Annotated in this window: 18 protein-coding genes and 1 pseudogene; all 19 read right to left on the minus strand. The window is 60.2% G+C overall.

Translation table 11 applies throughout. The features are described from left to right. A complete protein-coding gene (locus T518_RS00205) occupies positions 1-648 on the minus strand; it encodes a hypothetical protein (protein ID WP_155948019.1) in 648 nt (215 codons plus the stop codon). After that, positions 626-1480 (minus strand): hypothetical protein, encoded by an 855-nt coding sequence (locus T518_RS00210; protein WP_036373468.1) that lies wholly within the window; start codon positions 1478-1480, stop codon positions 626-628. The genes T518_RS00205 and T518_RS00210 overlap by 23 nt, the downstream gene beginning before the upstream one ends. A 42-nt stretch (positions 1481-1522) precedes the next feature. Further along, the gene (locus tag T518_RS00215) at positions 1523-2200 is read right to left on the minus strand and encodes a CsgG/HfaB family protein (RefSeq protein ID WP_036373473.1); all 678 of its coding nucleotides are present in this window, start codon (positions 2198-2200) and stop codon (positions 1523-1525) included. Between the two features lie 41 nt (positions 2201-2241). Next, positions 2242-3108: a hypothetical protein gene (locus T518_RS00220; RefSeq protein ID WP_036373476.1), complete on the minus strand. Its 867-nt coding sequence runs from the start codon at positions 3106-3108 to the stop codon at positions 2242-2244. Between the two features lie 135 nt (positions 3109-3243). Further along, complete coding sequence (locus T518_RS00225; RefSeq protein WP_415950080.1) at positions 3244-4119, minus strand: metal ABC transporter substrate-binding protein; 876 nt, start codon at positions 4117-4119, stop codon at positions 3244-3246. A gap of 141 nt (positions 4120-4260) precedes the next feature. Then, positions 4261-4668 (minus strand): biotin/lipoyl-containing protein, encoded by a 408-nt coding sequence (locus T518_RS00230; protein ID WP_036373482.1) that lies wholly within the window; start codon positions 4666-4668, stop codon positions 4261-4263. Positions 4669-4749: 81 nt separating this feature from the next. Then, the gene (locus tag T518_RS00235) at positions 4750-4905 is read right to left on the minus strand and encodes a hypothetical protein (protein WP_036373485.1); all 156 of its coding nucleotides are present in this window, start codon (positions 4903-4905) and stop codon (positions 4750-4752) included. 20 nt (positions 4906-4925) lie between these two features. Next, on the minus strand, positions 4926-6455 hold the full coding sequence (gene mmdA, locus T518_RS00240; protein ID WP_036373488.1) for a methylmalonyl-CoA decarboxylase subunit alpha: 1530 nt from the start codon (positions 6453-6455) through the stop codon (positions 4926-4928). A 90-nt stretch (positions 6456-6545) separates the two neighbouring features. Further along, the gene (gene scpC / locus T518_RS00245) at positions 6546-8075 is read right to left on the minus strand and encodes a succinyl-CoA:acetate CoA-transferase ScpC (RefSeq protein WP_036373491.1); all 1530 of its coding nucleotides are present in this window, start codon (positions 8073-8075) and stop codon (positions 6546-6548) included. Positions 8076-8272: 197 nt separating this feature from the next. After that, complete coding sequence (locus T518_RS00250; protein WP_036374397.1) at positions 8273-8902, minus strand: redox-sensing transcriptional repressor Rex; 630 nt, start codon at positions 8900-8902, stop codon at positions 8273-8275. A gap of 604 nt (positions 8903-9506) precedes the next feature. Further along, a pseudogene (locus T518_RS12400) lies at positions 9507-10829 on the minus strand (O-antigen ligase family protein); the annotation flags it as partial. A 25-nt stretch (positions 10830-10854) separates the two neighbouring features. Next, positions 10855-12159 (minus strand): bifunctional folylpolyglutamate synthase/dihydrofolate synthase, encoded by a 1305-nt coding sequence (locus T518_RS00260; RefSeq protein WP_036373495.1) that lies wholly within the window; start codon positions 12157-12159, stop codon positions 10855-10857. 17 nt (positions 12160-12176) lie between these two features. Beyond that, positions 12177-14855, minus strand: a complete 2679-nt coding sequence (locus T518_RS00265) for a valine--tRNA ligase (RefSeq protein WP_036373498.1) — start codon at positions 14853-14855, stop codon at positions 12177-12179. A gap of 361 nt (positions 14856-15216) precedes the next feature. After that, complete coding sequence (locus tag T518_RS00270; RefSeq protein WP_036373501.1) at positions 15217-16635, minus strand: diguanylate cyclase domain-containing protein; 1419 nt, start codon at positions 16633-16635, stop codon at positions 15217-15219. Between the two features lie 146 nt (positions 16636-16781). Beyond that, entirely contained in the window at positions 16782-18074 is a 1293-nt protein-coding gene (locus tag T518_RS00275) for an ISL3 family transposase (RefSeq protein ID WP_072003553.1), read from the minus strand. Positions 18075-18392: 318 nt separating this feature from the next. Beyond that, a complete protein-coding gene (locus T518_RS00280) occupies positions 18393-19691 on the minus strand; it encodes a fused HPr family phosphocarrier protein/2-hydroxyacid dehydrogenase (RefSeq protein ID WP_036373504.1) in 1299 nt (432 codons plus the stop codon). Between the two features lie 437 nt (positions 19692-20128). After that, positions 20129-21412 carry a restriction endonuclease subunit S gene (locus T518_RS00285; protein WP_036373507.1) on the minus strand — a complete coding sequence of 428 codons (1284 nt, stop codon included), beginning with the start codon at positions 21410-21412 and terminating at the stop codon, positions 20129-20131. A 1-nt stretch (position 21413) separates the two neighbouring features. Continuing rightward, complete coding sequence (locus tag T518_RS00290) at positions 21414-22829, minus strand: class I SAM-dependent DNA methyltransferase (RefSeq protein WP_036373510.1); 1416 nt, start codon at positions 22827-22829, stop codon at positions 21414-21416. Beyond that, a complete protein-coding gene (hsdR, locus tag T518_RS00295) occupies positions 22826-26134 on the minus strand; it encodes a type I restriction-modification system endonuclease (RefSeq protein WP_036373513.1) in 3309 nt (1102 codons plus the stop codon). Before hsdR ends, T518_RS00290 begins: the two co-directional genes overlap by 4 nt. Positions 26135-26289: the final 155 nt, after the last annotated feature.

Raw genomic sequence — 26289 nt, forward strand, 5'->3', positions numbered from 1 at the left:
TCACATGGCCTGCTTGAACTGCGCCGCAAGGTTGGTCGCCGCATCCTCTATGGCTTCAGCAATGGCGTCTTCCTCGCCGCTGTCGTGGCGCTGCCAGACAGCGTTGTAGGCGAGCTCTGCCTTGCGGCGCGAGTCGGCCTTCGTCACGAAGACAATGGCCCCCGTGTGCGCGTCCATGACGCGCAGGGATAGCTCGGCGTGGACCGTCTTGTCACGGCCCGATAGGCCGAGCGCGCCGCTCTGCGCCTTGACCTTGCCGAGCGTCGTCAGGTAGCCGAAGACATAGTAGTCGGCCTTGCCCGCCAGCTCCGGCACGATGTCGCCCGCACCGAGCGCCTCGACAAAGGCGGCCTCATCGCAGCGCGCTTTTGTCGACTGCGCGCCGAAGTCGTAGAGGTCGAACTTCGCCTCGCCCGCGAGCTCTGCGGTCAGCTGCTCGCGCGCGACCGTCAAGATCTCGGGCAGCGGCTCCTTGAGGTCCGTCAGCGTGATGTCCGTCTTCTGGACGCGGCTCGTGAAGCCGACGATGGCGACGCGCGGCTTGGCGGCCTCCGCCGTCAGGCTGCCGAAGGCGAGGACGGCCGTCAAGGCAAGCAGCATGGCCGCAAGGCAGAGCCTGCCTTTCTCAATGAACCAACGATGTGCCATTGCCCTTCACCTCATCCAGTCCGTGCTTCTTGACATCGTCGGCGATGTCCTTGGCCGACGTCTCCATGACCTCGCCGAGCAGAGTATCGACATCCATGCCCTTGCCCGTCTTGCCGAGGCCGAAGTTGACCATCTGCGCCGTCTTCTTGTTCTCGATGTGCTTCTCGTAGACGCGGCCCGTCCTGGCGTTGACGAGGTAGTAGTCGAGCGAGGCGCTGAGCTTCTTGCCCTTCGTCTCGCGCTCCGTATGCGTCGCGAAGATGCTGTGCTTGAGGCGCACATCGAAGTCCTTGAGGTTGACGAAGAGCATGTAGTCGGCACCGTACTTCGCGGCAATGGCTGCGGCCGTGCGCTGCTTGTCCGGCGAGAGGCGGTAGACCTGCGTGCTCTTTTTCCAAGCGGCCAGTCGCTCCTCCTGATGGAAGTAGGCGCGGCCCATCGCCAGGTCCGCATAGTGCGCGAGCTTGGCCGCCGTGTAGCCGCGGTCGAACTGATGGCCGTGGACGATGGCGTCCATGTGGATCTCCGACAGTTCCGCCGCCTCATCGCCGCTGCCGATCGCGTCGTGGCGGCCCTCCTCGTTCGTGAGGTCAGCTCGCCCGCTGACGGCAATGCCCTGCTGACGCAGGGCCTCGGCCAGCTTGTCGACAAACGTCGCGCAGGCATCCGCCTTGAGCTCATAGTCACCGTAGCTCTGCACCTCGCCGACAAAGACGCTGTCCCCTGCCGGCGTGCCGCCGAAAAGGCCGGCAGCCTGGGCAGGCGTGCCCGTCAGTGGTAGGGCAAAGAGAAGGGCCGCGAGCAGGAATACATTCTTCCATGAAATCTGCATCGATTATCCTCCGTCAACACACGATAAACACGACACATGCGCTCAGCGCTTCGATTTCTTCGCGCCCACCCTGCCGTCCATGCGCGCGAGCAGGCCGCGCGGGCCGTCGACGGCATCCGAGATGGCGTCTTCGAGCGCTTCATTGACCTGTTCCTTGTCGACCTCTTCCGTGCCAATGCGGATGAGGCCGAGCGGTGCCTTGACGAGCGTGTTGTTCTTGCGCGAGCGGCCCGTCGCCGCGAGCACGACCTGGCCCGTCTCTGTGTCGACGAGGCGCAGGCTGACGGTCGCCGTGACCTGGGCGCGCTTCGTGCCCGCGCCGACGACCGTCGTCTCCGAGCGGCGCGTCGTCACGCCGATGATGCTGCCCATGAGCAAGTACTGCGCGCCGTACTGATTGCCGATGGCAGGCGCCGTATCCTCATCGACGAGCCCGGATAAATCATGCGCGTACTCATCGGTCAGCGCGCGTTGGCGCGTCCGGTCCAGCAGCTTGAAGCGGCCGCTGTCCAATAAGTCCGTATAGATGTACTCGACGGCTGCACCCATTTCGTCGCGGTCCCAGTCGGGCGAGATGAGTCCCCGATTCTCAAGCGGCAGGATGCCGACAGTCGGATGGCTCTTGAGACTGGCGGCCATGCACGTGCCCGCCATGAGTGCAAAGCACATGAACAGCACAGCGATGATGCGCCCGAGCCTGCTTCTCGTTCTCTCTATCATAAAGATGCCCCTCTCTTTGACCGATCACTCTTATCTTTCGCTCACCATTCCTGGGTGCCAGCTTCCGACCCGAGATGGCGGAACTTCTCCTCGAGGCGCTCCGCGGCCTTAGAAGAAGCCTTCTCGACGGCCTTGCTCCTGGCCATCGCCTCGCTCGTGCCGACGCCCTTTGCCGTCGTGGTGAAGGTGCCGACGACTTCGCCCGTCGCGGTGCGGATGACATTGACCGTCAGGCGCGCGCGACCCGACTTGAGCTGCGTCTTGCGGTAGCTGCCGTCCTCGCCGTCGGGCAGCGAGATGTCCGTGGCCTGCGACTCGACGCTGCCGAGCACGAGGTAGTCGGCACCGAGCGACTGTCCGGCCGCCGTGCGCGAAGAAGCACTGACGAGGCCGCTGAGGTCGAGGCCCGCCGTGCGCTCTGAGGCGACAACATGCGAGAAGCCGAGCTCGAGCAGCTTGGAATCGAGCGCCGACTCCGCTGCGCGGTCGTGACCGCCGTCCGCTTCGCGCACCACGACGGCAATGCGCGGGTCATTGAGCATCATGATCATGCTGAGGTTGTTCATGAGCTGTGCATCGGGACTCGTGTCGACATCGATGCGGGCGCGCAGGTGGACAAAGCCGCCCTGCTGCTCCTTCGCAAGGATCTCGGTCCCCGTGACGAAGCCCTGTGCCTTCGTGTAGATCTGGTCGAGTTTCACGGCCGCGTTCTCGACGAGCGTGCGCGAGTCGATGAAGGTACCCGCGACCTGCTCGACGGCCGCGCGCGAAGCGTCGATCAGTGCCGCGCGCTCATCCGCGCCGACACCGTCGACGACGACCGACTGCGCCGCTGCCGACGCACTCAGCAGGAAGAGCGCCGACACCGTCAGCAGGCCGCGCTCGATAAGTCTCTTGAATCGCTCCATTTCTTCCTCCGTTCTCTGATTCTCTCCTAATCTTCATCTTCGATAAAATTTATTATATCCTCATATGGCTCATTTCGCAAATAAAGAAAGTCTCCCGCACGTTGTGCAGGAGACTTCCCCCAGGCCCAAGTACGCTTACTGCAGCGCCTCCTTGAGCACCTCCATATTCTTTTTCATCGCCGTGATGTAGGCGTCCATCGCCTCTTCGTTGGCCTCACCCGTGACGACCGGGTCGAGCTCGTACATCTTCGCGCCCGTCTCGCTCGCAATCGTCTGCGCGGCGGTCGGCGAGTACTGCGGCTCCGTGAAGAGCACCTTGACAGGCAGCGCGTTGACCTTGGCGACCGTCTCCTCGAGCTCGTGCGGCGTCGGCTCCGTGCCCGGCTCGCGCTCGATGACGCTGATGATGTTGAGCTTGAACTCCTTCGCGAGGTACGGGAATGCCTCGTGGAACGTCACGATATCCCTGTGCGGCAGGTTGTCGAGCTCCTTGTGCATCTCCTCGCGCAGGGCCGTGAGCTTCGTGACGTAGTCGAGCGCATTCTTGCGGTAAGCGTCGGCGTGCTCCGGGTCCGCCTCACAGAGCTGCGAGGTGATGGCCTCGACTTGCGCGATGTTGTAGGTCACGCTGAGCCAGACATGCGGGTTGACCTCGTCGCCGTCCTTGAGGAAGTTGATGTCGTCCGACTTCGAGGCGTCGATGATCTTGAGGTTCTTCTGCTGCTTGATGACCTTGTCGAGGAAACTCTCCATGCCCGCGCCATTGACGATGAACGCATCGGCTTTCTCGAGCGTCTTCATGTCCTCCGTCGTCAGCTGGTAGTCGTGCAGGCAGCCCGTCTGCGGCTTCGTCATGTTGACGACCTCGACGCCGTCGACGCCCTTCGTGATGTTGATGGCATCGATGTACATCGGGTAGAACGACGTGACGATGCGGAACTTCTTGTCGTGGCCGCTCTGCTGCTGTGTGCCGCAGCCAGCTGCACCCAGAGCCAGCAGCACGAGCAGCATGGCAATAAGGATTCGTTTCAAAAGATTCCCTCCTGTTCGCATTACATTGAAATATCTTCTCAATTATAAAGGACAAGCTCTGCGCTGTCAAGAAAAAGAGGCCGCCACATGGGCAGCCTCTTCCTTTATCGCTCGATTGGCTCAGCCAAGGATCACAAGCGATTCCTTGACCTTGACATTCTGGCCAGCTTCGACGTTGACGGCCTTGACCGTGCCGTCTGCATCGGCCGTGATCTCATTCTGCATCTTCATGGCCTCGAGGACGAGCAGCACTTCGCCAGCCTTGACGCTCTGGCCTTCTTCGACAACGACCTTGACGATCTTGCCCGGCATCGGCGCGTCGATGGAGTGCTCACCGGCACCTGCTGCAACAGCTTCCTTGGACTTGACCGGTGCAGCCTTCGGTGCCTCGACCTTCGGAGCGGCAACCTTCGGCGTCACTTTCGGTGCGGCGATTTTCGGTGCAGCAGCCTGCGGGGCGCCGTCCTTGACTTCCTCAATCTCTACCTCATACGAGATGCCGTTGACCTTGATGTTGAACTTTTTCATGAAATGTTTCCTCCAACCTGTATCATCTTTCGATTATCCGATCATCGATTCCCTGAACCGACTCTAGCGCTTGCTATTGTCTCAGCGTCTGCCGCCGCGCGCGGAGAGCGACCATTCATTGCTGCTGCGGCGGATGCGCAGCGCAACGACCTTGTGCTCCGGCGTTGTCATCATCTGGATGGCAGCCGCGATCGCAGCGACGACTTCCGGCTTGACACCTCTTACATCAAATCTCATCTTTAGCCTCCGAATCCAAATCAAAGCGGGATATTGCCGTGCTTCTTCGCCGGGCCTACCTCGCGCTTGCTCGCGAGCGCATTGAAGGCCGTGATGAGCAGCGGGCGCGTCTCCTTCGGCTCGATGACCATGTCGACGTAACCGCGCTCTGCGGCGAGGTACGGCGTCGAGAAGTCGTCGATGTACTGCTGCGTCTTGGCTTCCTTGTCCGGATCGCGGCGGAAGATGATGTTGGCCGCGCCCGACGGACCCATGACGGCAATCTCAGCCGACGGCCAGGCCATGACCTGATCCGAGCCAAGCTCGTGGCAGCACATGGCGATGTAGGCACCGCCGTACGCCTTGCGCGTGATGACCGTGACCTTCGGCACCGTCGCCTCGCTGTAGGCGTAGAGCATCTTCGCGCCGTGGCGGATGATGCCCGTGTGCTCCTGGTTGACGCCCGGCAGGAAGCCCGGGACGTCGACGAGCGTCAAGAGCGGGATGTTGAAGGCATCGCAGAAGCGGACGAAGCGCGCCGCCTTATCGGACGCATCGACGTCGAGGCAGCCCGCCATGACCTTCGGCTGGTTGGCGACGATGCCGACGACCTTGCCGTCGAGGCGCGCGTAGCCGATGACGATGTTCGTCGCAAAGAGCTTCTGGATCTCGAAGAACTCGCCGTCATCGACGAGCGAGCGGATGACTTCCTTCATGTCGTATGGCATGTTCGGATTGTCCGGCACGATGGAGTTGAGGCTCTCATCCTGGCGGTCCGGGTCGTCCGTCGGCTCGACAGCAGGCGCGTTCTCGAGGTTGTTGCTCGGCAGGTACGAGAGCAGCTCGCGAATCTTCGCGATGCAGTCGTCCTCGTCCTCGCAGGCGAAGTGCGCGACGCCCGAGCGCGTGCTGTGCGTGATGGCGCCGCCGAGCTGCTCCGGCGTGACTTCCTCAGCCGTGACCGACTTGATGACGGCCGGGCCCGTGATGAACATCTGGCTCGTGTTCTTGACCATGAAGATGAAGTCCGTGATGGCCGGGCTGTAGACAGCGCCGCCCGCGCACGGTCCCATGATGACCGAGATCTGCGGGATGACGCCCGAAGCGGCCGTATTGCGGAAGAAGATGCCGCCGAAGCCTGAGAGCGCGTCGACGCCCTCCTGGATGCGGGCACCGCCCGAATCATTGATGCCGATGCACGGAGCGCCCATCTTGAGCGCGAGATCCTGGACCTTCCAGATCTTGTGGGCGTGCTTCTCGCCGAGGCTGCCGCCCGAGACGGTGAAGTCCTGTGCGTAGGCGTAGATCAGACGGCCGTCGACCGTGCCGTAGCCCGTGACGATGCCGTCGCCCGGCATGTCCTTCTTGTCCATGCCGAAGTTCGAGCAGCGGTGCTTGACGAACATATCGAGCTCGACGAAAGAATTCTCGTCAAAAAGCTTCTCGAGGCGCTCGCGCGCCGTGTATTTTCCCTGAGCATGCTGTTTCTCAACGCGAGCGGCGCCACCACCCTGACGGATGTGCTCCTTCATCGCGTTCATCTGAGCGATTTTTTCCTGAACGCTTGCCATTAAAATCCTCCTATACGAGTTATGAGCATAGTTCTGCCCTCTTATTGTGCACTATTTCACCCAAAATTGCAAGCTGATACTAAATTCTGGTCACACCTTTCCTGTATCTTCCTGACTCTCGCGCTTCATGCTGCCCGTCTCCAGATAGCGCTGGTGGAACGAGAAGGCCTCATCGAGGAGGTGCGGCGTGTGCGCGTGGTTCGTCTTCGCGTCGGCGCGCTGGAAGTAGTCGCGCAGCATCGGGCGGAAGTCGGGGTGCGCGCAGTTCTCGATGATCTCCTTGGCGCGCTGGCGCGGCGACTTGCCGCGCAGGTCGGCCACGCCCTGCTCCGTGATGATGACGTCGACGTCGTGCTCCGGCTGGTCGACATGCGAGCAGAATGGCACGACGGCCGAGATCTTGCCGCCCTTGGCCACCGACGGCGTGTAGAAGATGGTCAGGTAGGCGTTGCGCGCGAAGTCGCCGCTGCCGCCGATGCCGTTGATCATGTGCGTGCCCGCGATGTGCGTCGAGTTGACATTGCCGTAGATGTCGACTTCGACGGCCGTGTTCATCGCAATGACGCCAAGGCGGCGGATGACCTCCGCGCTGTTCGAGATCTCCTGCGGGCGCAGGATCATGTACTTCTTGTACGTCTCGATGTCCTTGAAGAAGCGCGCCATGCCCTCAGGAGACGGCGAGAAGGCCGTGCCCGAGGCGAAGTTGAGCTTGCCCGCATCGATGAGGTCGAGCATGCCGTCCTGGATGACCTCCGTGTAGACCGTGAGGTCGCGGAAGTCCGAGCGGACAAAGCCCGCCGTGACGGCATTGGCGACATTGCCGACGCCCGACTGTATCGGCAGCAGGTTCTTCGGCATGCGGCCAGCCTTTATCTCGCGCTTGAGGAAGTCAATCGTCAGGTCGGCCATCTGCTGCGCCGTCGCGTCGAGCGGCGCGAGCGAGCGCGTGTGATCCGCGATGTCGCACGGCACGATGTAGCGGATCTTGTCCTGCGGGCACGGGATGTACGGCGTGCCGATGCGGTCGTCGACGCGCACGATCGGGATGGGCAGACGGTTCGGCGGGTCGAGCGGCAGGTAGACATCGTGCATGCCCTCGAACTCCAGCGGCTGCGCGTTGTTGACCTCGATGATGACGGTGTCGGCCGTCTGCACGAACGAGGCCGAGTTGCCGACGGCCGTCGTCGGGATGATGTTGCCTTCCTCCGTGATGGCGCAGGCCTCGATGACGGCAACGTCAAGGTTGCCGAGGTAGCCACAGCGCGAGAGCTGCGCGACCTCCGACAGATGGATGTCGATGTAATCGACCGTGCCGTCGTTGATCTGGCTGCGCAGCACCTTGTCCGTCTGGAACGGCAGGCGTTTCTTGATGCCGTGGACCGAGGCGAGCGCTTCATCGAACTCCGGCCCCGTCGAAGCGCCCGTCATGATGTTGACCGTGAACGGGTCCTTCTTCATGCGGTCCGCGAGAGCGAGCGGCATCGCCTTCGGGTAGGCCGAGGATGTGAAGCCGCTCGTCGCAAGGGTCATGCCCGGCTTGATAAAGTCTGCCGCTTCCTCCGGCGTCACGATCTTGGACTGCAGCGCCTTGTTGCGCACACGATCGAGGATATCTACCATGGAAAAACCTCCTTGTTTCCCTTTGCCCAGAGACGCACTCCAGGCCATTCCATAAAAATGGATCATCGTCTTTGTGTATCGTTTTGGCATCGATGATAATGCCTATGTATCCTGCTTCTTACTATTCTCGCTTTTCTCCCGAGTTCCTGCCTGACAGCAAAAAAGCACGCCCTTAGAGCGTGCTTCTTGCTTGACGGTCACATGCGCGTGATGTGGTACGAGAGGCTGCTGAGCCCAATCGAGAGGTCTTCGTTGACGATGTGCATCGTCTCGGGGACCTGCATCTTGATTGGCGCGAAGTTCCAGATGCCCTTGACGCCGGCCGCGACGAGCTGATCGGCCACGCCCTGCGCAAACGCTGCCGGCACCGCGATGATGCCGATCTGGATGTTGCGCTGCTTGACGATGGCCTTGAGATGGCTGATGTCCTCCACCTTCACGTGGTTGACCGTGCGGCCGATGACATTCGGGTCTTGGTCGAAGAGTGCGACGAGGTTGAAGCCGAGCGTCACGAAGTTCTGGTAGTTCGCGAGCGCGACGCCGAGGTGGCCGATGCCGACGATCGCGATGTTCCAGTGATTGTCGAGGCCCAGGATCCCGCCGATGTTGCGCTTGAGCTCATTGACGTAGTAACCGACGCCCTTCTTGCCGAACTGGCCGAAGGACGCGAGGTCCTTGCGGATCTGTTCCGGCGTGATGCCGAGGCGGCGGCCGAGCTCATCCGACGAAACGATGTCGCGGCCCTCGTCCTGCAGGAGGCGCAGGGTGCGGAAGTAGAGCGGCAGGCGGTCAATGGTCGCCTTTGATATCGCGTTCGTTTTCTTCATGGCTGTCTGCCTCCTTCGCTTTCTTCTTCTCTTCTGCCTTCTTCTCAGCTTTCTCGCCATCTTCTGGCTTTCCGGCTGTCTCTGCCTTCTCTTCCGTCAGCTCCGTCTGTTCCGTCTGTTCCGGTCTGTCTGGCTCAGGAGATGCAGCGTCTTCAGCAGATCCTGCAGTGTCAGCACCTTCCTGCTCCGGCTCAGATGCCGGCGTTTCGGCCTCAACTTCGCCCTTCGGCGCTGCGGCAGTCTCTTTGGCTGCCGCTTCTGCCTCAGCCGCTTCTTCTTCCTGCTTGCGCTGCTCGAGCGCCTTGCGGACTTCTTCAGCCAATTCGTCCATCGGGTCGAGCGGCTTCTGCGGTGCTTCAGACGCTTCTGGCGCGTCAGCCGTTTTCACCGGCTCAGGTGCGCTGCTTTCGGCAGTCGTCTCGGCCGACTTGGAGTCGGACGCCGCTTTGGCCGCTCCCACCGGCTCGACCGGCGTCTCGCGGTAGAGCATGCCGTGGACTTTCGCCTCGACCTTGCCCTGCACCTTGTCCTTGGCCTCTTTGGCGTTCTGGACGGCTGTCGCGCGGAACCTTGCGAGGAATTCATTGCCGCCCGCCTTCTTCTCCGCGGCCGTCTTCTGCGGGCTCATGCACGAGAGCACGCCCGCGAGGGCCGCGATCATCCAGAGCAGCATCGATGACGGGATGTTGAAGAGCAGATCGTCCGTCAGGCCGTTGAGCGCGACGGAGAGCACGGCGAGGCCGATGCCCTGGCTCAGGCCCGCGAGGATGTCACTCTCCTCCCAGTCGGTCCAGAGGCGTTCCCAGCGGAAGGCGCCGCGCAGCTTGCGCACAGGCATTTCCGGGAAGTGCGTGCGCAGTGCCATGATCATCGTGCCGAAGAAGAACCAGAAGAACGCGACGGCGCCCGGGATGCCGATCTCTGCCATGTAGTTGAGGTAGATGTTGTGCGCATGGACGATGAGCACATTGGCCCCCTGCAGGTAGAAGTCGTACTCGGGGTAGACCATCCAGTAAGCGCCCCAGCCGATGCCGAGGAACGGGTGGTCCTGGATCATCGCGACCGTGCTCTCCCAGAACGCCAGGCGCATCTCCGTCGAGGTGTCCACCTTCGTAAAGACGGACGTGATGCGCTCGTAGAGCATCGGGTCAACGGCGAAAAGAAGCGCGATGACGACGACACAGGCGGCGAGCACGCGGCGGTCACGGAGCGCACCGTAGCCCGCGAGGATGACCGCAATGACGAGGCAGGCGCCGCGCGCATACGTCATCGCCAGGCAGGCCGCTGCCGCGAGCATGAACGCGCCCAGGAGGATGCGGCGCTCGCGGTTACGGCACTTCATGAAGAGGCCGAAGGCCAGGCAGATGAGGATGTCGAGGTAACCCGCGAGGATGTTCGGGTTCTCCCAGGTCGAGAAGACGCGCTTGCGCAGCTCTGGGAAGGCATCGCCGTCCACCCACTTCATCGAACTGATGTCAATGCCGAACAGGAACTGATAGTAGCCATAGAGCAGGACGATGACAGCTGCCGCGCAGGCCATGCGCAGGATGGACTTCATCTGCCAGGGCTCCCGGACGTTCTGCCCGATCAGGAGATACGTCAGCACGTAGACGCCGACGAGGTTGTAATAGTTGTAGAAACTAAAGCCGCGGTCCGGCGAGGACAGCACCGACAGGGCGCTGATGGCCACGAAGAGCACCGCCGGCACGTCGAAGCGCAGGTGGCGGAAGTGGAAATCCTTGTCCACGTAGAACCGCAGGGCAGTCCCCGCGATGCCGACGAGCAGAGCGACTGTCGCCGCGCCCGGCGAGAGCGGCAGGAAGAACACCTCGGCCAGGAGGCCGTACCAGGCAATCGCGCTCGCGCGCCGCTTCCAGCGGCCTTGTGCGAGGGCCCGGCGCTTCTCGCGGATGTGCGCGCCCGTCAGGTTTGTCTTATCCTTCTTCATTTGCTCACCCCTTCCGCTGCAGCAGCATCTCGCGGACGCCGCCGACGAGGTACAGGGAGCCCGCGATGACGAGAAGCTTCTCGCCGTTGGCGAGCTCCAGCGCGCGGTCAAGCGCCTCTTTGTTCGCCTCGAAGGCCTCGACATGCTGCACGGCCGGCGCGACGCGGCGCAGGAGGTCGGCAGCCGAATCGGCGCGCTCCGACTGCGGCACGGTCACGACGACTGTGTCGTTCGGCCGCAAGAGGATGTGGAGCATCGCATCGATGTCCTTGTCCTTGAGGATGCCGAGGAGCAGTACGCGCTCCTCGGCGGGAAAGATCGCATCGAGGCTAGAGCGCAGCGCCCGCATGCCGGCCGGGTTGTGAGCGCCGTCCACGATGACGGTCTGCGCCCCGAAGTCGAGCCGCTCAAAGCGGGCCGGCCAGCTCACGAGGCGCAGCGCCTCCGTGACCGTCTCCATCGTAAGGCGCGCGTCAATATTGTGCAGCAGGCGCAGGGTCATCAGGGCCACCGCGCTGTTCTCGACCTGATGGACACCGAGCAGGTGCAGCTCATACGGCTGATGATCGATGCCCAGAAGCTCCGAGCTGAACTCAAGCTGCTGCACGCAGCCGTCGCAGCTGATGAACTTCGAGGAGAAATCCTCGCCAGCCACGAAGATGTCGGCGCTCTTTTCCTCGGCCACCGCGCGAATGACAGAAAGCGGCTCCCCCTTGGCGGCCGTCACGACGGGCACGCCGTCCTTGATGATGCCAGCCTTGTTCTCCGCGATGCTCTGAAGCGTGCCGCCGAGCTTGTCGGCGTGCTCCATCGTGACATTCGTGATGACCGAGACTTCCGGCGTAATGACATTCGTCGAGTCGAGCGTGCCGCCGAGGCCGACCTCGATGACGGCATACTCGACCTGGCACTTGGCAAAGTAGTAGAAGCCGAGCGCCGTGAGCACTTCAAACTGCGTCGGACACTCCGCGCCCTCTGCGAGCATCAGGTCGATCTTCTCGCGGATGACCGTCATGCCCGCTGCAAAATCCTGCTCACTGATATTCTGCCCGTCAACGCGGATGCGCTCCGTGTACGAGACGAGGTGCGGCGAGCTGTAGAAGCCCGTGTGGATGCCGCTGCGTCGCAGCGCCCCCTCGACCATCGCCGAGACAGAGCCCTTGCCGTTCGTGCCCGTCACATGGACCGTGCGATAGCGATCCTGCGGCCGGTCGAGCAGCTCGAGGAGCCGCTCGATGCGCGTGAGTCCCAGGCGGATGCCAAATATCTTGAGCCCTTCCAGATAAGAAATGGCTTCCTGATAATTCATATCGCGTCGCTCCATTCTCAAAGCTTGGCGAGGTCCTGGATGCGTCCCTCGACCGCCTGCTTCTTCTCCTCATAGCCAGCGAGCTTCTCGCGCTCCTTGGCGACGACAGCCTCCGGGGCCTTCTTGAGGAAGCCCTCGTTGCTGAGCTTGCCCGAGAGGCGCCCTATCTCCTTCTCGAGCTTGTCGAGCTCCTTCTGCAGGCGGGCCGTCTCTTTCTCGACATCGATGAGGCCCTTGAGCGGCAGGTAGATCTCCACGCCGTCGACGACGCCGGCCATGGCGTTCTCCGGCTTCTCCGCATCGTCTGCGAGCAGCGTGACCGGCTCAGCCGCAGCCAGGGCCTTGAGGTAGCCCTCGTTCTCCGCGAAGACCGGGCGCAGGCTGCTCTCCGTGAAGTGCAGCATGACCTCACTCTTGTGGCCCGGAGCCGCACCGACTTCTGCGCGCAGGTTGCGGACCGTCTTGATCGTCTCCATGATGGCTGTCATCTGCGCCTCGGCAGCGTCGTCGAGCAACGCTTCGTCAGCCGCCGGCCAGTCCGCGATCATGATGCTCTTGAACGCCTCATCATGCGGCACTTTCTGCCAGATCTCCTCCGTGAGGAACGGCATAAAAGGATGCAGCAGGCGCAGCGTGTGCTCGAGGACGTACGACAATACGTAGAGGGCCGTGTTCTTCGCGCGCTCATTCTCCTTATCGTAGAGGCGCGCCTTCGTCAGCTCGATGTACCAGTCGCAGAACTCGTTCCAGATGAACTCGTAGATCATGCGGCCGGCCTCGCCGAGCTCGAAGTTATCGAGGCTCTTCGTCACGCCCTCAGCCGTCTTGGCATAGCGCGAGAGAATCCACTTGTCAGCCAGCGTGAAGTCGCTCTCCTCCGGCTTGAAGTCCTTGTCGAAGCCCTCGAGGTTCATGAGCATGTAGCGCGAAGCATTCCAGATCTTGTTGGCGAAGTTGCGCGCACTCTCGACGCGCTCCCAGTAGAAGCGCATGTCGTTGCCCGGCGTATTGCCCGTGATGAGCATGAAGCGCAGCGTATCGGCGCCGTACTTCTCGACGACTTCGACCGGATCGATGCCGTTGCCGAGCGACTTGCTCATCTTGCGGCCCTGGCTGTCGCGCACGAGGCCGTGGATGAAGACATGGTGGAACGGGATGTCCTTGCCGAACTCCAGGCCCATCATGACCATGCGGGCCACCCAGAAGAAGATGATGTCGTAGCCCGTGACGAGCGTCGCCGTCGGGTAGAACTGCTCAAGCTCCGGCGTCTTGTCCGGCCAGCCGAACGTCTCGAACGGCCAGAGGCCCGAGCTGAACCACGTGTCGAGCACGTCCTCGTCCTGATGGATGTGCTTGCTTCCGCAGTGCGGGCACTCCGTCAGATCCGTGCGCGAGACGCTCGTCTCACCGCAGTCATCGCAGTACCAAGCCGGGATGCGGTGGCCCCACCAGAGCTGGCGCGAGATGCACCAGTCGCGGATGTTCTCGAGCCAGTTGATGTACGTCTTCGTGAAGCGCTCCGGCACGAACTGGATGCGGCCATCCTCGACGGCCTCGATGGCCGGCTTGGCAAGGCTCTCCATCTTGACGAACCACTGCTTCGAGACGAGCGGCTCGATCGTCGAATGGCAGCGCGAGCAGTGGCCGACGGAGTGCTCATGCTCCTCGACCGAGACGAGCACGCCCGTCTCCTCGAGCTCCTTGACGAGCGCCTTGCGGCATTCGTAGCGGTCCATGCCCGCGTACTTGCCGGCACCCTCGAGCATCTTGCCCGTATTGCCGATGACCTTGATCTCCTCGAGGTGATGGCGCTGGCCCATCTCGAAGTCGTTCGGATCGTGAGCCGGCGTGACCTTGACGGCGCCCGTGCCGAAGTTCTTGTCGACGTACTCATCCGCAAACAGCGGGATGCGGCGGCCGACGATCGGCAGGATCAGCGTCTTGCCGACGAGATCCTTGTAGCGCTCGTCATCCGGATGGACGGCGACACCCGTATCGCCGAACATCGTCTCCGGGCGCGTCGTCGCAATCTCAACGTACTTGCCCGGCTCGCCCTCTACCTCATAGCGCAGATGCCAGAGATGGCCCTGCTCCGTCTCGTGCTCGACCTCGATGTCCGAGATGGCCGTGTTGCACGACGGGCACCAGTTCGTGATGCGCGTGCCCTGGTAGATGAGCCCCTTCTCGTAGAGGCTGACGAAGACCTCGCGGACAGCGCGGCTGCAGCCCTCGTCCATCGTAAAGCGCTCGCGATCCCAGTCAAGCGAGGAGCCGAGCGAACGCAGCTGGAACATGATGCGGCTGCCGAACTTCTCCTTCCAGTCCCAGACGCGCTCGAGGAACTTCTCGCGGCCGAGCTCATAGCGGTTCGTGCCCTCCTCGCGGAGCTTGCCCTCGACCTTTGCCTGCGTCGCGATGCCGGCATGGTCGCAGCCCGGGATCCAGACCGTGTTGTAGCCCTGCATGCGGTGGTAGCGGATCAGGATGTCCTGCAGCGTGTTGTCGAGTGCGTGGCCCATGTGCAGCTGGCCCGTGACATTCGGCGGCGGGATGACCATGCTGTACGGCTTCTTGCTCTTGTCGACCTCTGCATGGAAGAACTTGTTCTTCTCCCAGAACTCATACCATTTCTTCTCAAACGACTGCGGGTCATAAACCTTCGGGATGTTGTTCCCGAGCTCTTCTTTCTCTGGCATACGAATCCTCCTCATAAATAAAGCGCTTCCGTCCCAAAAGGACGAAAGCGCCTGCCTTCGTGGTACCACCAATCTTCTCACGCAGCCCATGCCGCGTGACTCTCGCGTTAACGCCGCCCACGTCCCCGCCTAAGCAAAAGCCTCAGCGAAGCAACTCCGAAGCGACCTTCCGCATCCCCCTGCCAGGACTCACACCAGCCGTCCCGTCTCTTTGCCAGGGAAGATCCCTACTCCTCTTCGTCATCGTCTTTGCGTATTTCACATTATGGAAGTTATCTTATCACAAGAAGCCCTAAAATGCAATGCAAAGCATTCAAGACAAGGCAATCGTCCGACAGTCCGACCGCGCTCCCGGATGGCGTCAGTCCGCGATTGGCAGGTTTTTGGCGGCCATGCGGCGGAAGGCGTTGAGGTCGTGGCGAGTCTCGCGCTTCTTACCGCGGCGGTTGTAGTACTCGACCTTGTCGCAGTACATGCGCTGGTCGGTCTTTGTGATGGCCCTTTCGAGGTGCGCGGTGTCTGCCACCCATTCACTGCCGATGGCGATGGACAGGTCGGCCTTGCCCGCGGCCAATTCGCGCAGGCGGAGGACGCTCGTCTTGAAGTCGAGCTCGGTGACGAGCGGCACGAGGACGAGGAACTCGTCGCCGCCAATGCGGTAGGTGTTCTCGAGGCCGTAGCACTTCGTCAGCAGGCGCGCCGCCTGCCGGAGCGCCGCATCGCCCGCCTGGTGGCCGAGTGTGTCATTGATCTCCTTGAGGCCGTTGACATCGGCGTAGACGATGCCCACGCTGCTCGAGTACTTCGTGAGGAAGTCAATCTTCTCCATGCAGGCGTTGCGGTTGTGGAGGCCCGTCAGGGCGTCATGGCGGCTCGCGTGCTCGAGCTCCACCATGAGGCGGTGGTTCGTGATCTTCGACGAGATGAAGTACGACACCGTCTCGAGGATGGCGACCGTGTTGATCATATCGCTCTTCTCGTAGTTATCGGCGCCGAGGTAGCCGATGATCTTGCCATCGTGGTAGATCGGCGCATCGATGATGCGCTCGATGCCCTGGCGCTTGAGGTTCCAGTAGTCGACGGGGTCGTCCGCCTTGAGCACTTCGATGTCCTCGATGATGACGCTCGTCGCGTGCTTGAGGAATTTCTCCCAGCCGCCGATGTACTGCTCGTAGTCGAGATGCTGCAGCGTGTCGATCTCCGGCGCGACGCCCGGCGCGCACCACTCGAACGTGTTCGAGACGGTCTTGCCGTCCGTCTCGAGGATGTAGAGCCGGTCCGGATGCAGGATGCGGCTGAGTTCCTGCAGCGCGTGATTCATCGCCACCTCATAAGCCTCCTCGCTGCTGAGGATCTTTGAGATGCGCAGGACGATGTCCTTCGTCGTGAACTCGCGCTTCATCTCCATCTGCCTCTCACGGTCGATGTCGACATTTATGAACGTGTACGCGACATACCCCGGCTGCTTGAGCGGCATGATCGTGAAGTCGAGCCAGTGCCCAATCTCTGGCGCATAGATGCAGTCATGGATGACCTCACCATCCAGGCTAGCCTTCGCGCAGTACGTCATCCAGATCGGATTAGCACGTTCATAGCAGGACAGGAAACGCTGTCCCAGGAGCTCCTCAGGCCCCACACCTGCCATCTCACTGTAGATCTTGTTGACATAGACATACTCTGCATCCTCGACTGTCCTGCCATCTTCTGCAAAAATCAGCTTGTAGACTGCATACGCCACCGGAACATCGCTGTAGATGTCCGGCATCCAATTCTTCTCCATCGTGATCACCTACTACCTATCACGACATGCTCTGCACACTCTACAAAACAAGCCGTACTATTTTTCTCATTTCATTCTAACACTATTCGCCAACCTTTGCACATTTTTGAGGCATCATCAGTTTGTGTGGAGAAATTCCCAGCCTGCTAAGTAGCTTCATAATCCCATGGTAACCTTACATCAATGTCGGAGCAGCGGAGCATAATCATATCAATCATGTTGTCTATATTACGAAATCCGTAGGCCATGTAAACGGATAGCTTGATTTTCCGATTGGTCGCCTCCAGTACGGCGTTGGACAGATGATGCTCCATTGTTGCCAGTATGGCATCGTAGTGACGGCGTATTTTCCGTTGGAGCTCGACAAACACATTGATGCGACAGTGCTGAGCCCATTTAATCCATCCGTCCAGTTCTTTCTTGGCGATAGCGACATTCTCGCACTGGAAAACAAGACGGAGTTTCTCTTTTAGCAGATAGGCACGATACAGCCGCTTGTCAGCCTTGGCAATGAATTCAAGCTGAGCTTGCTGTTTCTTGGTGAGATGCTCCGGAGCCTTTCCCAGAGCAAACCGAGAGCCTTTCAAGTCTTTGGCTGTGGTATCTTTCTTGGGACGACCGCGTTTCTTCGGAGTCTTATCTGCTGGATTCCTCAAGGCATCACGCCATGCTAAACGACGCACCTCGTCAAGGGCTTCAGTAGCCCACTGTACAACGTGGAACGGGTCAATGCATCGCTTGGCTACCGGACAAAAATCGTTGATGCATGCCTGAATCCATTTGGCACCATCACCAGATACAAGCTGTATATTGGCCAGTTGTTCTTTGCTCAGCAGCTTGAAGAACTTGGTGAAAATGGTCTTGCCATGTCCTTCATGAGCCCAGATAACCTTACCTGTGTCATGATTGATGACCACCGTTATGTACTTGTGTCCCTTCTTGTAGCTGGTTTCGTCAACGCCTATGCGGACAAGTCCCACGAAGTGTGCGGCTGGATTTGCATCAAGTTCAGCCCGCATCCTGCTAATGATAGAGCCGATGGTATTCCAAGAAATCCTGAGCAAAGAGGCAACAGCGGTTTTCGTGCAGGACAAGGAGAGCCAAGTGGCCAGCTCCTCAAATTCCTTTGTAAAACGGGACTTATGCCTTGCCCAAGGAACAGATGCCGTAACGACCCCATGTTTGGGGCACATGACACGATGTATATCTGCTACAATATAGACTTTGTGGGTATTCCAGTCGCAAGCCCGCCAAGAACGGGTGCCACCGCGGCCATTGTCATAGTGGACAGATTTTCTGCCACATATGCCGCAACGGCATTGTTCGTCTTTGGTAGGATGTGCCTTGATGACAATTGTTCCATCTGGCAAAATTTTCATGTCATCTATAGCGGTATGCTTGACATTTAGGATTGATTTGAGTATCTTTTTGGTGAGCATACATTTCCCCCGTACGATGTGTTTTTTAGCCGAAAATATCGTACAGGAAAATGTATGCTTTTTCAATGGTCATAAGGGATGGGAAGAGTTAGTTCCCCACACATTCTGATGGAGTGCCACATTTTTTTACGCCCAAGCCCCCGCGAAACGCCCGCGCAAGGATCGACGGCTTCATGCTGTCGAAGCCTGCCAGCGCCGACTCTGCCGACTGCCGTCTTATCCCCTGCCAAGCCTCACGCAAGGCTTCGGCAAAAAAAGAGAGGGGCATTTGCCCCTCTCCGTAACGTAAAAGTTAGAGATCAGAATCTGTGATCGTGCTTATTTCACCTCAGCAGCACCGAACGGACGGCCCTCGTTGAAATTGCGGGCGTTCTCCATCGTCACCGTCGCGATGGCCTGCAGTGCCTCGCGCGTAAAGAATGCCTGATGGCTCGTGAGGATGACCTGCGGGAACATGAGCAGACGGCCCGTGACATCCTCCGTCGGGACATCGAAGCTGTGGTCCGTGTAGACATTGGCATCCTCGCCCTCGTAGACGTCGAGCGCAACCGCATGGAACTTGCCCTTCTTGAGCGCGGCAATGAGCGCTTCCGTATCGATGAGGCCGCCGCGTGCAGCATTCGTGAGCATGACATCGTCCTTCATGAGGGAGATGGCCTTCTCATCGATGAGATGATACGTGCCGCCTTCGCCCATGATGAGCGGTGCGTGAATGGAGATGAGGTCAGAGCGCTTCAGGACCTCTTCCTTCGAAGCATAGGTGAGCAGACCCTCTTCCTCGAGCTTCTTGTTCGGGAATGCATCCCAGCCGATGACCGTCATGCCGTAGCCCTTGCAGATGCGCGCCATGCACTGGCCGATGCGGCCCGTGCCGAGGATGCCGGCGACCTTGTTGTGGAGATCGACGCCGAGCAGGCCCGTGAGGTCGAAGTTGTTGTCGCGCACCTTGTTGTATGCCTTGTGCAGGCGGCGGTTTGCAGCCTGCAGCGTCGCCATGGCATGCTCTGCCACTGCGTATGGGGAGTAAGCCGGTACGCGCAGGACCGTGATGCCGTACTCGGCAGCGGCCTTCTTGTCGACATTGTTGAAGCCGGCGCAGCGCAGGAGGATCAGTCGGACACCGCCGTCATGCAGCTGCTCGATGACAGAACGCGGTGCCTCGTCGTTGACGAAGATGCAGACAGCGTCATAGCCGTTGGCGAGGTGTGCCGTCTCATCCGTCAGGCGGCTCGAGAAATACTTGAGTTCGACGTTGTACGTGCCCTCGCCCTTGTCCTTTGCGAGCTCGCTGAAGTAGAGGCGGTCATAGTCTTTCGTGCCGAAAAAGGCGACCTTGAGGACAGAGCCCTTCTTCTCCTTCGGGCCCATGGCATCGAAAACAGCCTGGATCTGCTGTGCAGCCTCTTCCTCATCAGGGCCGTCCACGGTGACATTGACCGTTGCGCCTTTCGGGGCGTGGAGGTTCAAGATCTCCAGCACGTTGTTGCCCTGGGCAGTCTCATTATCGACCTCGAGCGTCACCGCCGCCCGCAGGTTGCTGCATGCCTGCGCGATCTGAGCTGCGGGACGCGCATGGATACCGATTGAGCACTTCACGACGACTTGGAATTTTTTCATTGATAAGATCCTCCCCAAAAAATGCGGTACATTTATCGTATTGCTAATACGATTATACGACGCCGCGCGTGTGAAAGCAATAACATATTTGCAGTCCTCTGCACTTTTTTGAGCGACTGTTACCGAGATTGGCTAGTTGTGACTGCCTGATGGGTATCCCGTGAACTTCTTCCCTGTCTATAACTCTGTGGATTTCCTGTGGATATCCTGTGGATAAGTTGCGGCAGGTGTGGATAATTTGACGAACTGTCCCGGTTTATGGTTCAGGATATGATCAGGCTGTGTCCGCTCTGTGTTCCTATGTGACATAGTAAAAAGCCGCAATCCGTTGGCGCACAAGGCTTCCGAGCTCCCCTAAGACAAAGACAAAGCAAAGATAAAGAAAGAGTAACGTAGTAGCGAGCAAGGCTCAGCGATGGCGCAGGTAGCACGGGATGTCACGCCCCAAGTTCCCCATGGAACGCTCGCGCGAGGATTGACTGCTTCATGCTGTCGATGGCTACCAGCACCGACTCCGCCGACTGTCGGACTTCTTCTTCCCTGCCGAGCAGTCGGTCGAGGATGGCGACAATCTCTTGCTGCTCTGGAAGTGATGCCATCGGTATCGTTAACTGACGCAATCCTTTTATTGGAACCGTCAGTTGTGCCGTGCCCTTGGCAATTCTTGTAGCCTCTCGATAAAAATCCTTCTCTTGCAAGGCGTACCAAAGATACCTTTGCAGAATAACATCTTCCTTCGGCTTCAGCAAAGCCATGTGGCGCTGGAAACAAAACGCCTGGTCCGTGTCGACTAACACAGGAATCCCATACGTCCCGACCAATGTGTAGAGCACATCACCTGATTCCGGCTTACGCGTGTCGGTCAATTTGTCATAGTAGTCCTGCGGAACAAACCGCGTCTCCGAAAAATCGAGTTTACCTTTGTTCACATTCGAGATGACCAAGAACGGAATGCCTCTACTTGATTTTGGCGGCGGCATGTGATCACCGTCAAAGATGCTCTTGCAGACATCAGCTAATGGCACGCTTTGATATACGTCACCCGTCACACCTCGTGCTTCACGCCATTTCGCTGTCAGCTTACCTGCAAATGCATCGTGCAGCAGCGCAGCCTTGCGCGTTTCATGGGCGTCGAAGACAGACTGCACCTTTGCCTTGGCAGCATCGAGCTTGGCAAACAACGACTCAATGCGCGCCACAAGGCGCTGCTGCTCAGATACCGTTGGATATGGAACAGGCATGTCTGAAAGAACTTTTCCGGTGACTTGTAAAAAAGTACTACCTGTCGCATGCTCATATAGATAAGATTCTGACTGAATGAGATAGTATCTGATCCAGTCGACTGCTCCTGCAATGGTTCGTATGCCTGCCACGCCACGGCCTAAACAATACTCACCATCAGATACAACAGGTCGCCCCAATGTTGCGCGGATACATAAAACCAAATCATTTTTCCTAGAAAGTTTTGTCACTACCTTTGTGTATTTATGGGGAGTAAGTTCCTTAGCCCCCATATCAGCAGCACCGCCAATCAGTGGCGTATACGAGCTATCATCCGTTGTATCAAATCCACGCGGCGACTGTCCCATGATGATATCAGACAAGCCATCGAGTCTTACCCACTTCCATCCCTCTGGCAACTCATACGGCTGCTCTTCCTCTGGCACAAGGGCGGCGGCAAGGCGTTCTTCTGGTGTCATTTCTTTCTTGTTCTTGGCCATGTCACTTCTCCTTTGCGGCGCGCAGTTCGTCGGCGACTTCCCGCAGGAGCTTGGCGGCTTCTCGAAGGCTGGCGATGGCGCTCTCGGCGCTCTCGACGGGGTCGGGCAGGTCTTCGTAGTCGATGATGGAATCGTCTTTGATGAGGCCGAGGTCGAGGCTGTCGTCTTTGGCGGCGATCTCTTCGCGCGTGTACGAGTGCCAGCGCTCGTCCTCGACGCTGTGGCGGTCGGCGGCCTCATAGGCCTTGACGAAGCCCGCGAAGTCCTCGCGCTTGAGCGGGTGCGTCTTGCCGAAGGACGGCATGTTCGTGCGCAGGTCATAGAACCAGACTTCGTGCGTGTTCCCCTGGTCGGACGTGCCGCGCGTAAAGAAGAGCACGTTTGTCTTGACGCCCTGCGCATAGAAGATGCCCGTCGGCAGGCGCAGGATGGTGTGCAGGTCGCACTTCTCCATGAGGTCGCGGCGGATGGCCTGACCGTCGCCGTCGGCGAACAGGACGTTGTCGGGCAGGACAACGGCGGCACGCGCTCTGCCGTTTGCCTTAAGGCTGCGGTAGATGTGCTGGAGGAAGTTGAGCTGCTTGTTGCTCGTCGTGTAGGTGAAGTCGTCGCGCGTCGCGCGCTCGCCGCCCTTCTTCGTGCCGAACGGCGGATTCGTCAGCACGACGTCGTAATCCTTGAAGCGCTTGCCGAAGTCCGAGAGCGTGTCGCCAAGGTAAATCGGGCCATCGATGCCGTGCAGCATGGCGTTCATGAGCGCGAGGCGGTGCGTGTCGTGGACGAGCTCGCAGCCGGAGAAGGCTTCCTCGACTTCGAAGTTGGCCAGCTCCTCGGTGAGGTCGGCGTAGTCGTCCGTCATGTCCCTGACGTACTGCGCAGCGGCAATCATGAAGCCGAACGTGCCGCAGGCCGGGTCGTTGCAGCGCTCGCCGGGCTGCGGCTTCACGAGACGCGTCATGACGTCGATGAGCACGCGCGGCGTGAAGTACTGGCCCGCGCCGGATTTCTTCTCGTTGGCGTTCTTCTCGAGCAGTCCTTCATAGAGGCTGCCGAGCCCCTCTTCCTTGGCGGAGAACCAGTCGAGCTCGTCGATGCTCGTGATGATCTTCTCGAGGTTCTTCGGCTCGTCGATGTTTGTCGCGGCTCCGGCGTAGATCTCGCGCACGCGGCCCTGCGTCTCTGTGCCAAGCTTGTCGAGGACTTTCTTGTAGTGGTTCTTGAGGTCGAGGCCGCGCAGGTCGCGCAGCGCATCCCAGCGGCAGTCCTCCGGGATCGGATCCTCGGTGTACGTCTCCTTCGCCATCTTGAGGAAGAGGATGTAGGTCAGCTCCGTCACATACTGATGATACGTGATGCCGTCGTCGCGCAGGACGTTGCAGAGATTCCAGAGCTTCGCTACGATTTCTTGTGTGTTCATGCGGATTTTCCTCCATCGTCATAGTCGTCATAAAGGTAGGTGTTGAGCTTGTCGATCACTTCCGCCAGATGGCCGTCGAAGATCCTGTCGTAGCGCGGCTGGCCTCCGTCTCTCCTGAAACGGCTGTCGTCGCGGAACATCTGCATGCCGATGACGTAGTTCTCGTCGGCGAGGAAGTATTTCTCGATCTTGCGCAGGACATTCTCCTGCGGCTTGGTCAGCTTGCCATGATGGCGCAGCTCGTCGATCAGGCGGCTGACGGCACCATGGATGCGCTCTTCGTGGCTCTTCAGCGGCGTGCCGATCGTCGCACGGCGAATGAGGCTGATGATGTCGGCCGTGACGGCTGCGCCATCGCCGCCCGCGATGGCGTCGGAGAGCTGGCGCTCGGTGAAGTGGAGCGCGCTGAGCTGCTTGCGCAGGCTCTTGAGGTCCTGCACGGTGAGGTCCTGCGGCCGCGTGCAGATGATGTTGAGCGCCTCGACCTTGTCGCGGTTCTCGCGCACCCATGCGGTGAAGGACTCGAGGTAGTCCTCCGGCCGCGTCTCGCCCTCGCCGTAGCCGTGGTAGACCCTGGTGACTTTGTCGGTGTGGTCGTCGATGACGATGCCCTTGCGCGTGTGGTGGATAGACTCGAGCGCCTCGATGGCGGCACGGTTCGCCAGGAGGACGGTGCGCGCCTGCTCGGGCTGCATATCCTTCACCGCATTGATGAAGGCGGTCAATGAGGCAGGTGCTTTCCCGTCGATGGCGAGCGAGGCGGCGGCCTCCTTGTCCTGTGACGTGTCGAGCAGTTTGCTCTTGCGGCGCAGCCGGCCCGTGAAGCGGCCGAGGCGCGCGCTCAGTTTCTTCTGGCGCAGCGCGCTGTCAGCGGCCAGCGATGCCTCTTCGAGGCCGTCGAGCAGTTTTGCGAATGTCTCCTTGGGGTTCGCTGCGACGGGCTTCATGTCGCTGACCTTCTCGAGCGCGGCATACGTGCCGACGGGGTCGTAGATGTCGAAGGCCGCCTTGTGGATGGCGGGACAAAGTCGCGTTGCGCGGCCGAGCATCTGCTCGAAGAGGATGCGCGACTTGACGCGGCGCAGGAAGACGAGCGTCGTTATTGCGGGGACGTCGATGCCCGTCGTGAGCAGGTCGACCGTCACGACGATGCTCGGATACGCTTCATTCTTGAAGTGCTGCACGGCCTCGCGTATCTTCTTCTGGTTGCCGTTCTCGATGGTGCCCGTGATCTTGCGGATGGCATCGGCCGGTGCCATGCCTTCATAGAGCTCCCTGAGCAAGCGCACGATGAGGTCGGCGTGCTGGTCGTTCGCGGCGAAGATCATCATCTTCCCCTGCGAGGGCTCCGTCGGGTCGAAATTCTTGGCAATCTCCTTGAGCACTTCCCGGTTGAAGTTCTCGGTGATGACCTTGCGATTGAAGTCATCGATGTCGAAGTCGAGCTCGTCCTCGAGCTGCGCGCCATTGAGGAGTTCGCCCGTCTCCGGGTCGATCATCGCGACCTGCTCCCCCTTCTTGTAGTGGATGCCCTTCGTCGAGAGCTCCGTCTCGATGTGGATGGGCGCATTGTGGTCGACGAGGTAGCCGTCGACGACGGCCTCGCGGTAGGAATACGTGAAGACGGGCGCGCCGAAGATCTGCGTCGTGTGCAGTGCCGGCGTGGCCGTCAGCGCGATCTTCACGGCGTCGAAGTACTCGACGACATTGCGGTACTTGCTCAAGTAGTCGCGCTGGTCGCGGTAGAGGGCCGCGTCCTCGCTCATATCGCGGTCGAGGATGTAGCCGCGGTGCGCTTCGTCGATGATGACGAGGTCGAAGTCCGTGACAGCTGGCATCGACTCGCCTTCCTGATAGAGGATGCGGCGCACGAGGCTCTGGACCGTCGCGATCTGCACGCTCGTCTCACGCTCGATGGCGGCATCGTCGGCGATGCCCTGGACGTTGTAGATCTGTGTGAGTGTCTGGAGCTCGGCGAGCTTGACCTCGCGGAAGGTGTCCTCTGCCTGTGAGCCGAGGACGTTGCGGTCAACGAGGAAGAGGATGCGGCGGAAGCGCCGCGTCTTGAGGAAGCGGTAGATCAGCGCGAGGACCAGGCGCGTCTTGCCCGTGCCGGTTGCCATCGCGAGCAGCATCGAGGTCTGTCCGTCAGCGAGCGCCTGCTCGACGGCCTCGACGGCCCTTATCTGATAGTCGCGCAGGCTCAAGCCCTGCGGGTCGCGCAGTTCGTCGTAAGGCTCGGCGGCGAGTCGCTTCTCCCCTTCTGACTTGTCGTGTTTCAGGAGCGCGAGGATGCCGTCTGGCGACACCCAGCCGTGCAGGACGTGCGGGATGTTCATCGGATCGCGCAGGTCCTGGAACCAGATGCCCGACTTCTCCTTGTACTGCTCGATGTAGGGACGGCCGTTCGTCGCAAAGATGAACGGCACCTGATAGTCGCCCCACTTGCCAACGGTGTACGGAGCCGCGCCCTCGGCGACCGTGGCATAGCGCTTGCCCTGACCGTCGAGGACGGCGGAGACATCCTTGTACTCAGCCTTCGCCTCGACGACGGCGACCATCTTCTCGCCGCAGAACAGGGCGTAGTCGACGGGGCCCGTGCACGTCGGCCACTCGGCGATGGCGATGTTACGCCCTTTCTGCGGCCGCGTGCCCGCGCTGTGGCGCAGGTGTTGCGTGTCCGCCTCCCAGCCGACGCGGCGCAGCTGCTCGTCGATGAGCAGGCGCGTCTCGGCCTCACTCTTGTAGCGGTGTGCAGCCGCAAGGTTCGCGCGCTTCTGGCGCTTCTCGCGCGTCAGCCGCTCTGCCGAGGCCGACTCGATGGCCTTGGCCGCCACCTCTTCGTCATGGGCCGCTTCTTTCCGGCGTTCCTCGGCCGTCTCGCGCGCCTCCATGACCTCCGGCGGCACGAAGTCGCGGTGCTCGTAGTGGTAGTCGCCGTACGTCTCGTAGAACCACTCTGCCAGCGTGTAAGCAAGCGGCAGCAGTACCTTGCAATCCTCGACCGACTCATAGCTCTCGTGGACGGCGAGGTTGCGCTTCTTGCGCAAGGCGTGCAGGATGGCCGTGAGGTCCTGCGTGATGTAACCCTCGCGCTCGAGCAGGTTGATGCGGTGCACGGCGTCATCCTTCAGCGGGTGCTCGATATCGTCGATGTCGTAGATGAGCTGGACGACCGTCTCCCCGATCATGCCGAGCTTCATGAGGCAGGCATTCGCGTCCGACTGCCAGTAGCGCTCCGCCTGCTGCCCGAAGCGCGCGAGCACCGGGAAATGTTCGGCCAAGAACGAAAAGTTTGATTCCATTGTACAAGCCCCCCCTCTGCTGACTTTGACGGTCAAGTCCTATCAAACAACAAGAGCCCCCGCCGTGAGAGACAGCAGGGGTTCCTGAATATCTTCATCATCTTGTTAATTATTCCACAGAAATTTGAAAAACCCTGCCTGCGCTGCTTTGACGA

Origin of the sequence: Mitsuokella jalaludinii DSM 13811, assembly GCF_000702905.1 — a bacterium.
In the GTDB taxonomy this organism is placed as follows: Bacteria; Bacillota; Negativicutes; order Selenomonadales; family Selenomonadaceae; genus Mitsuokella; species Mitsuokella jalaludinii.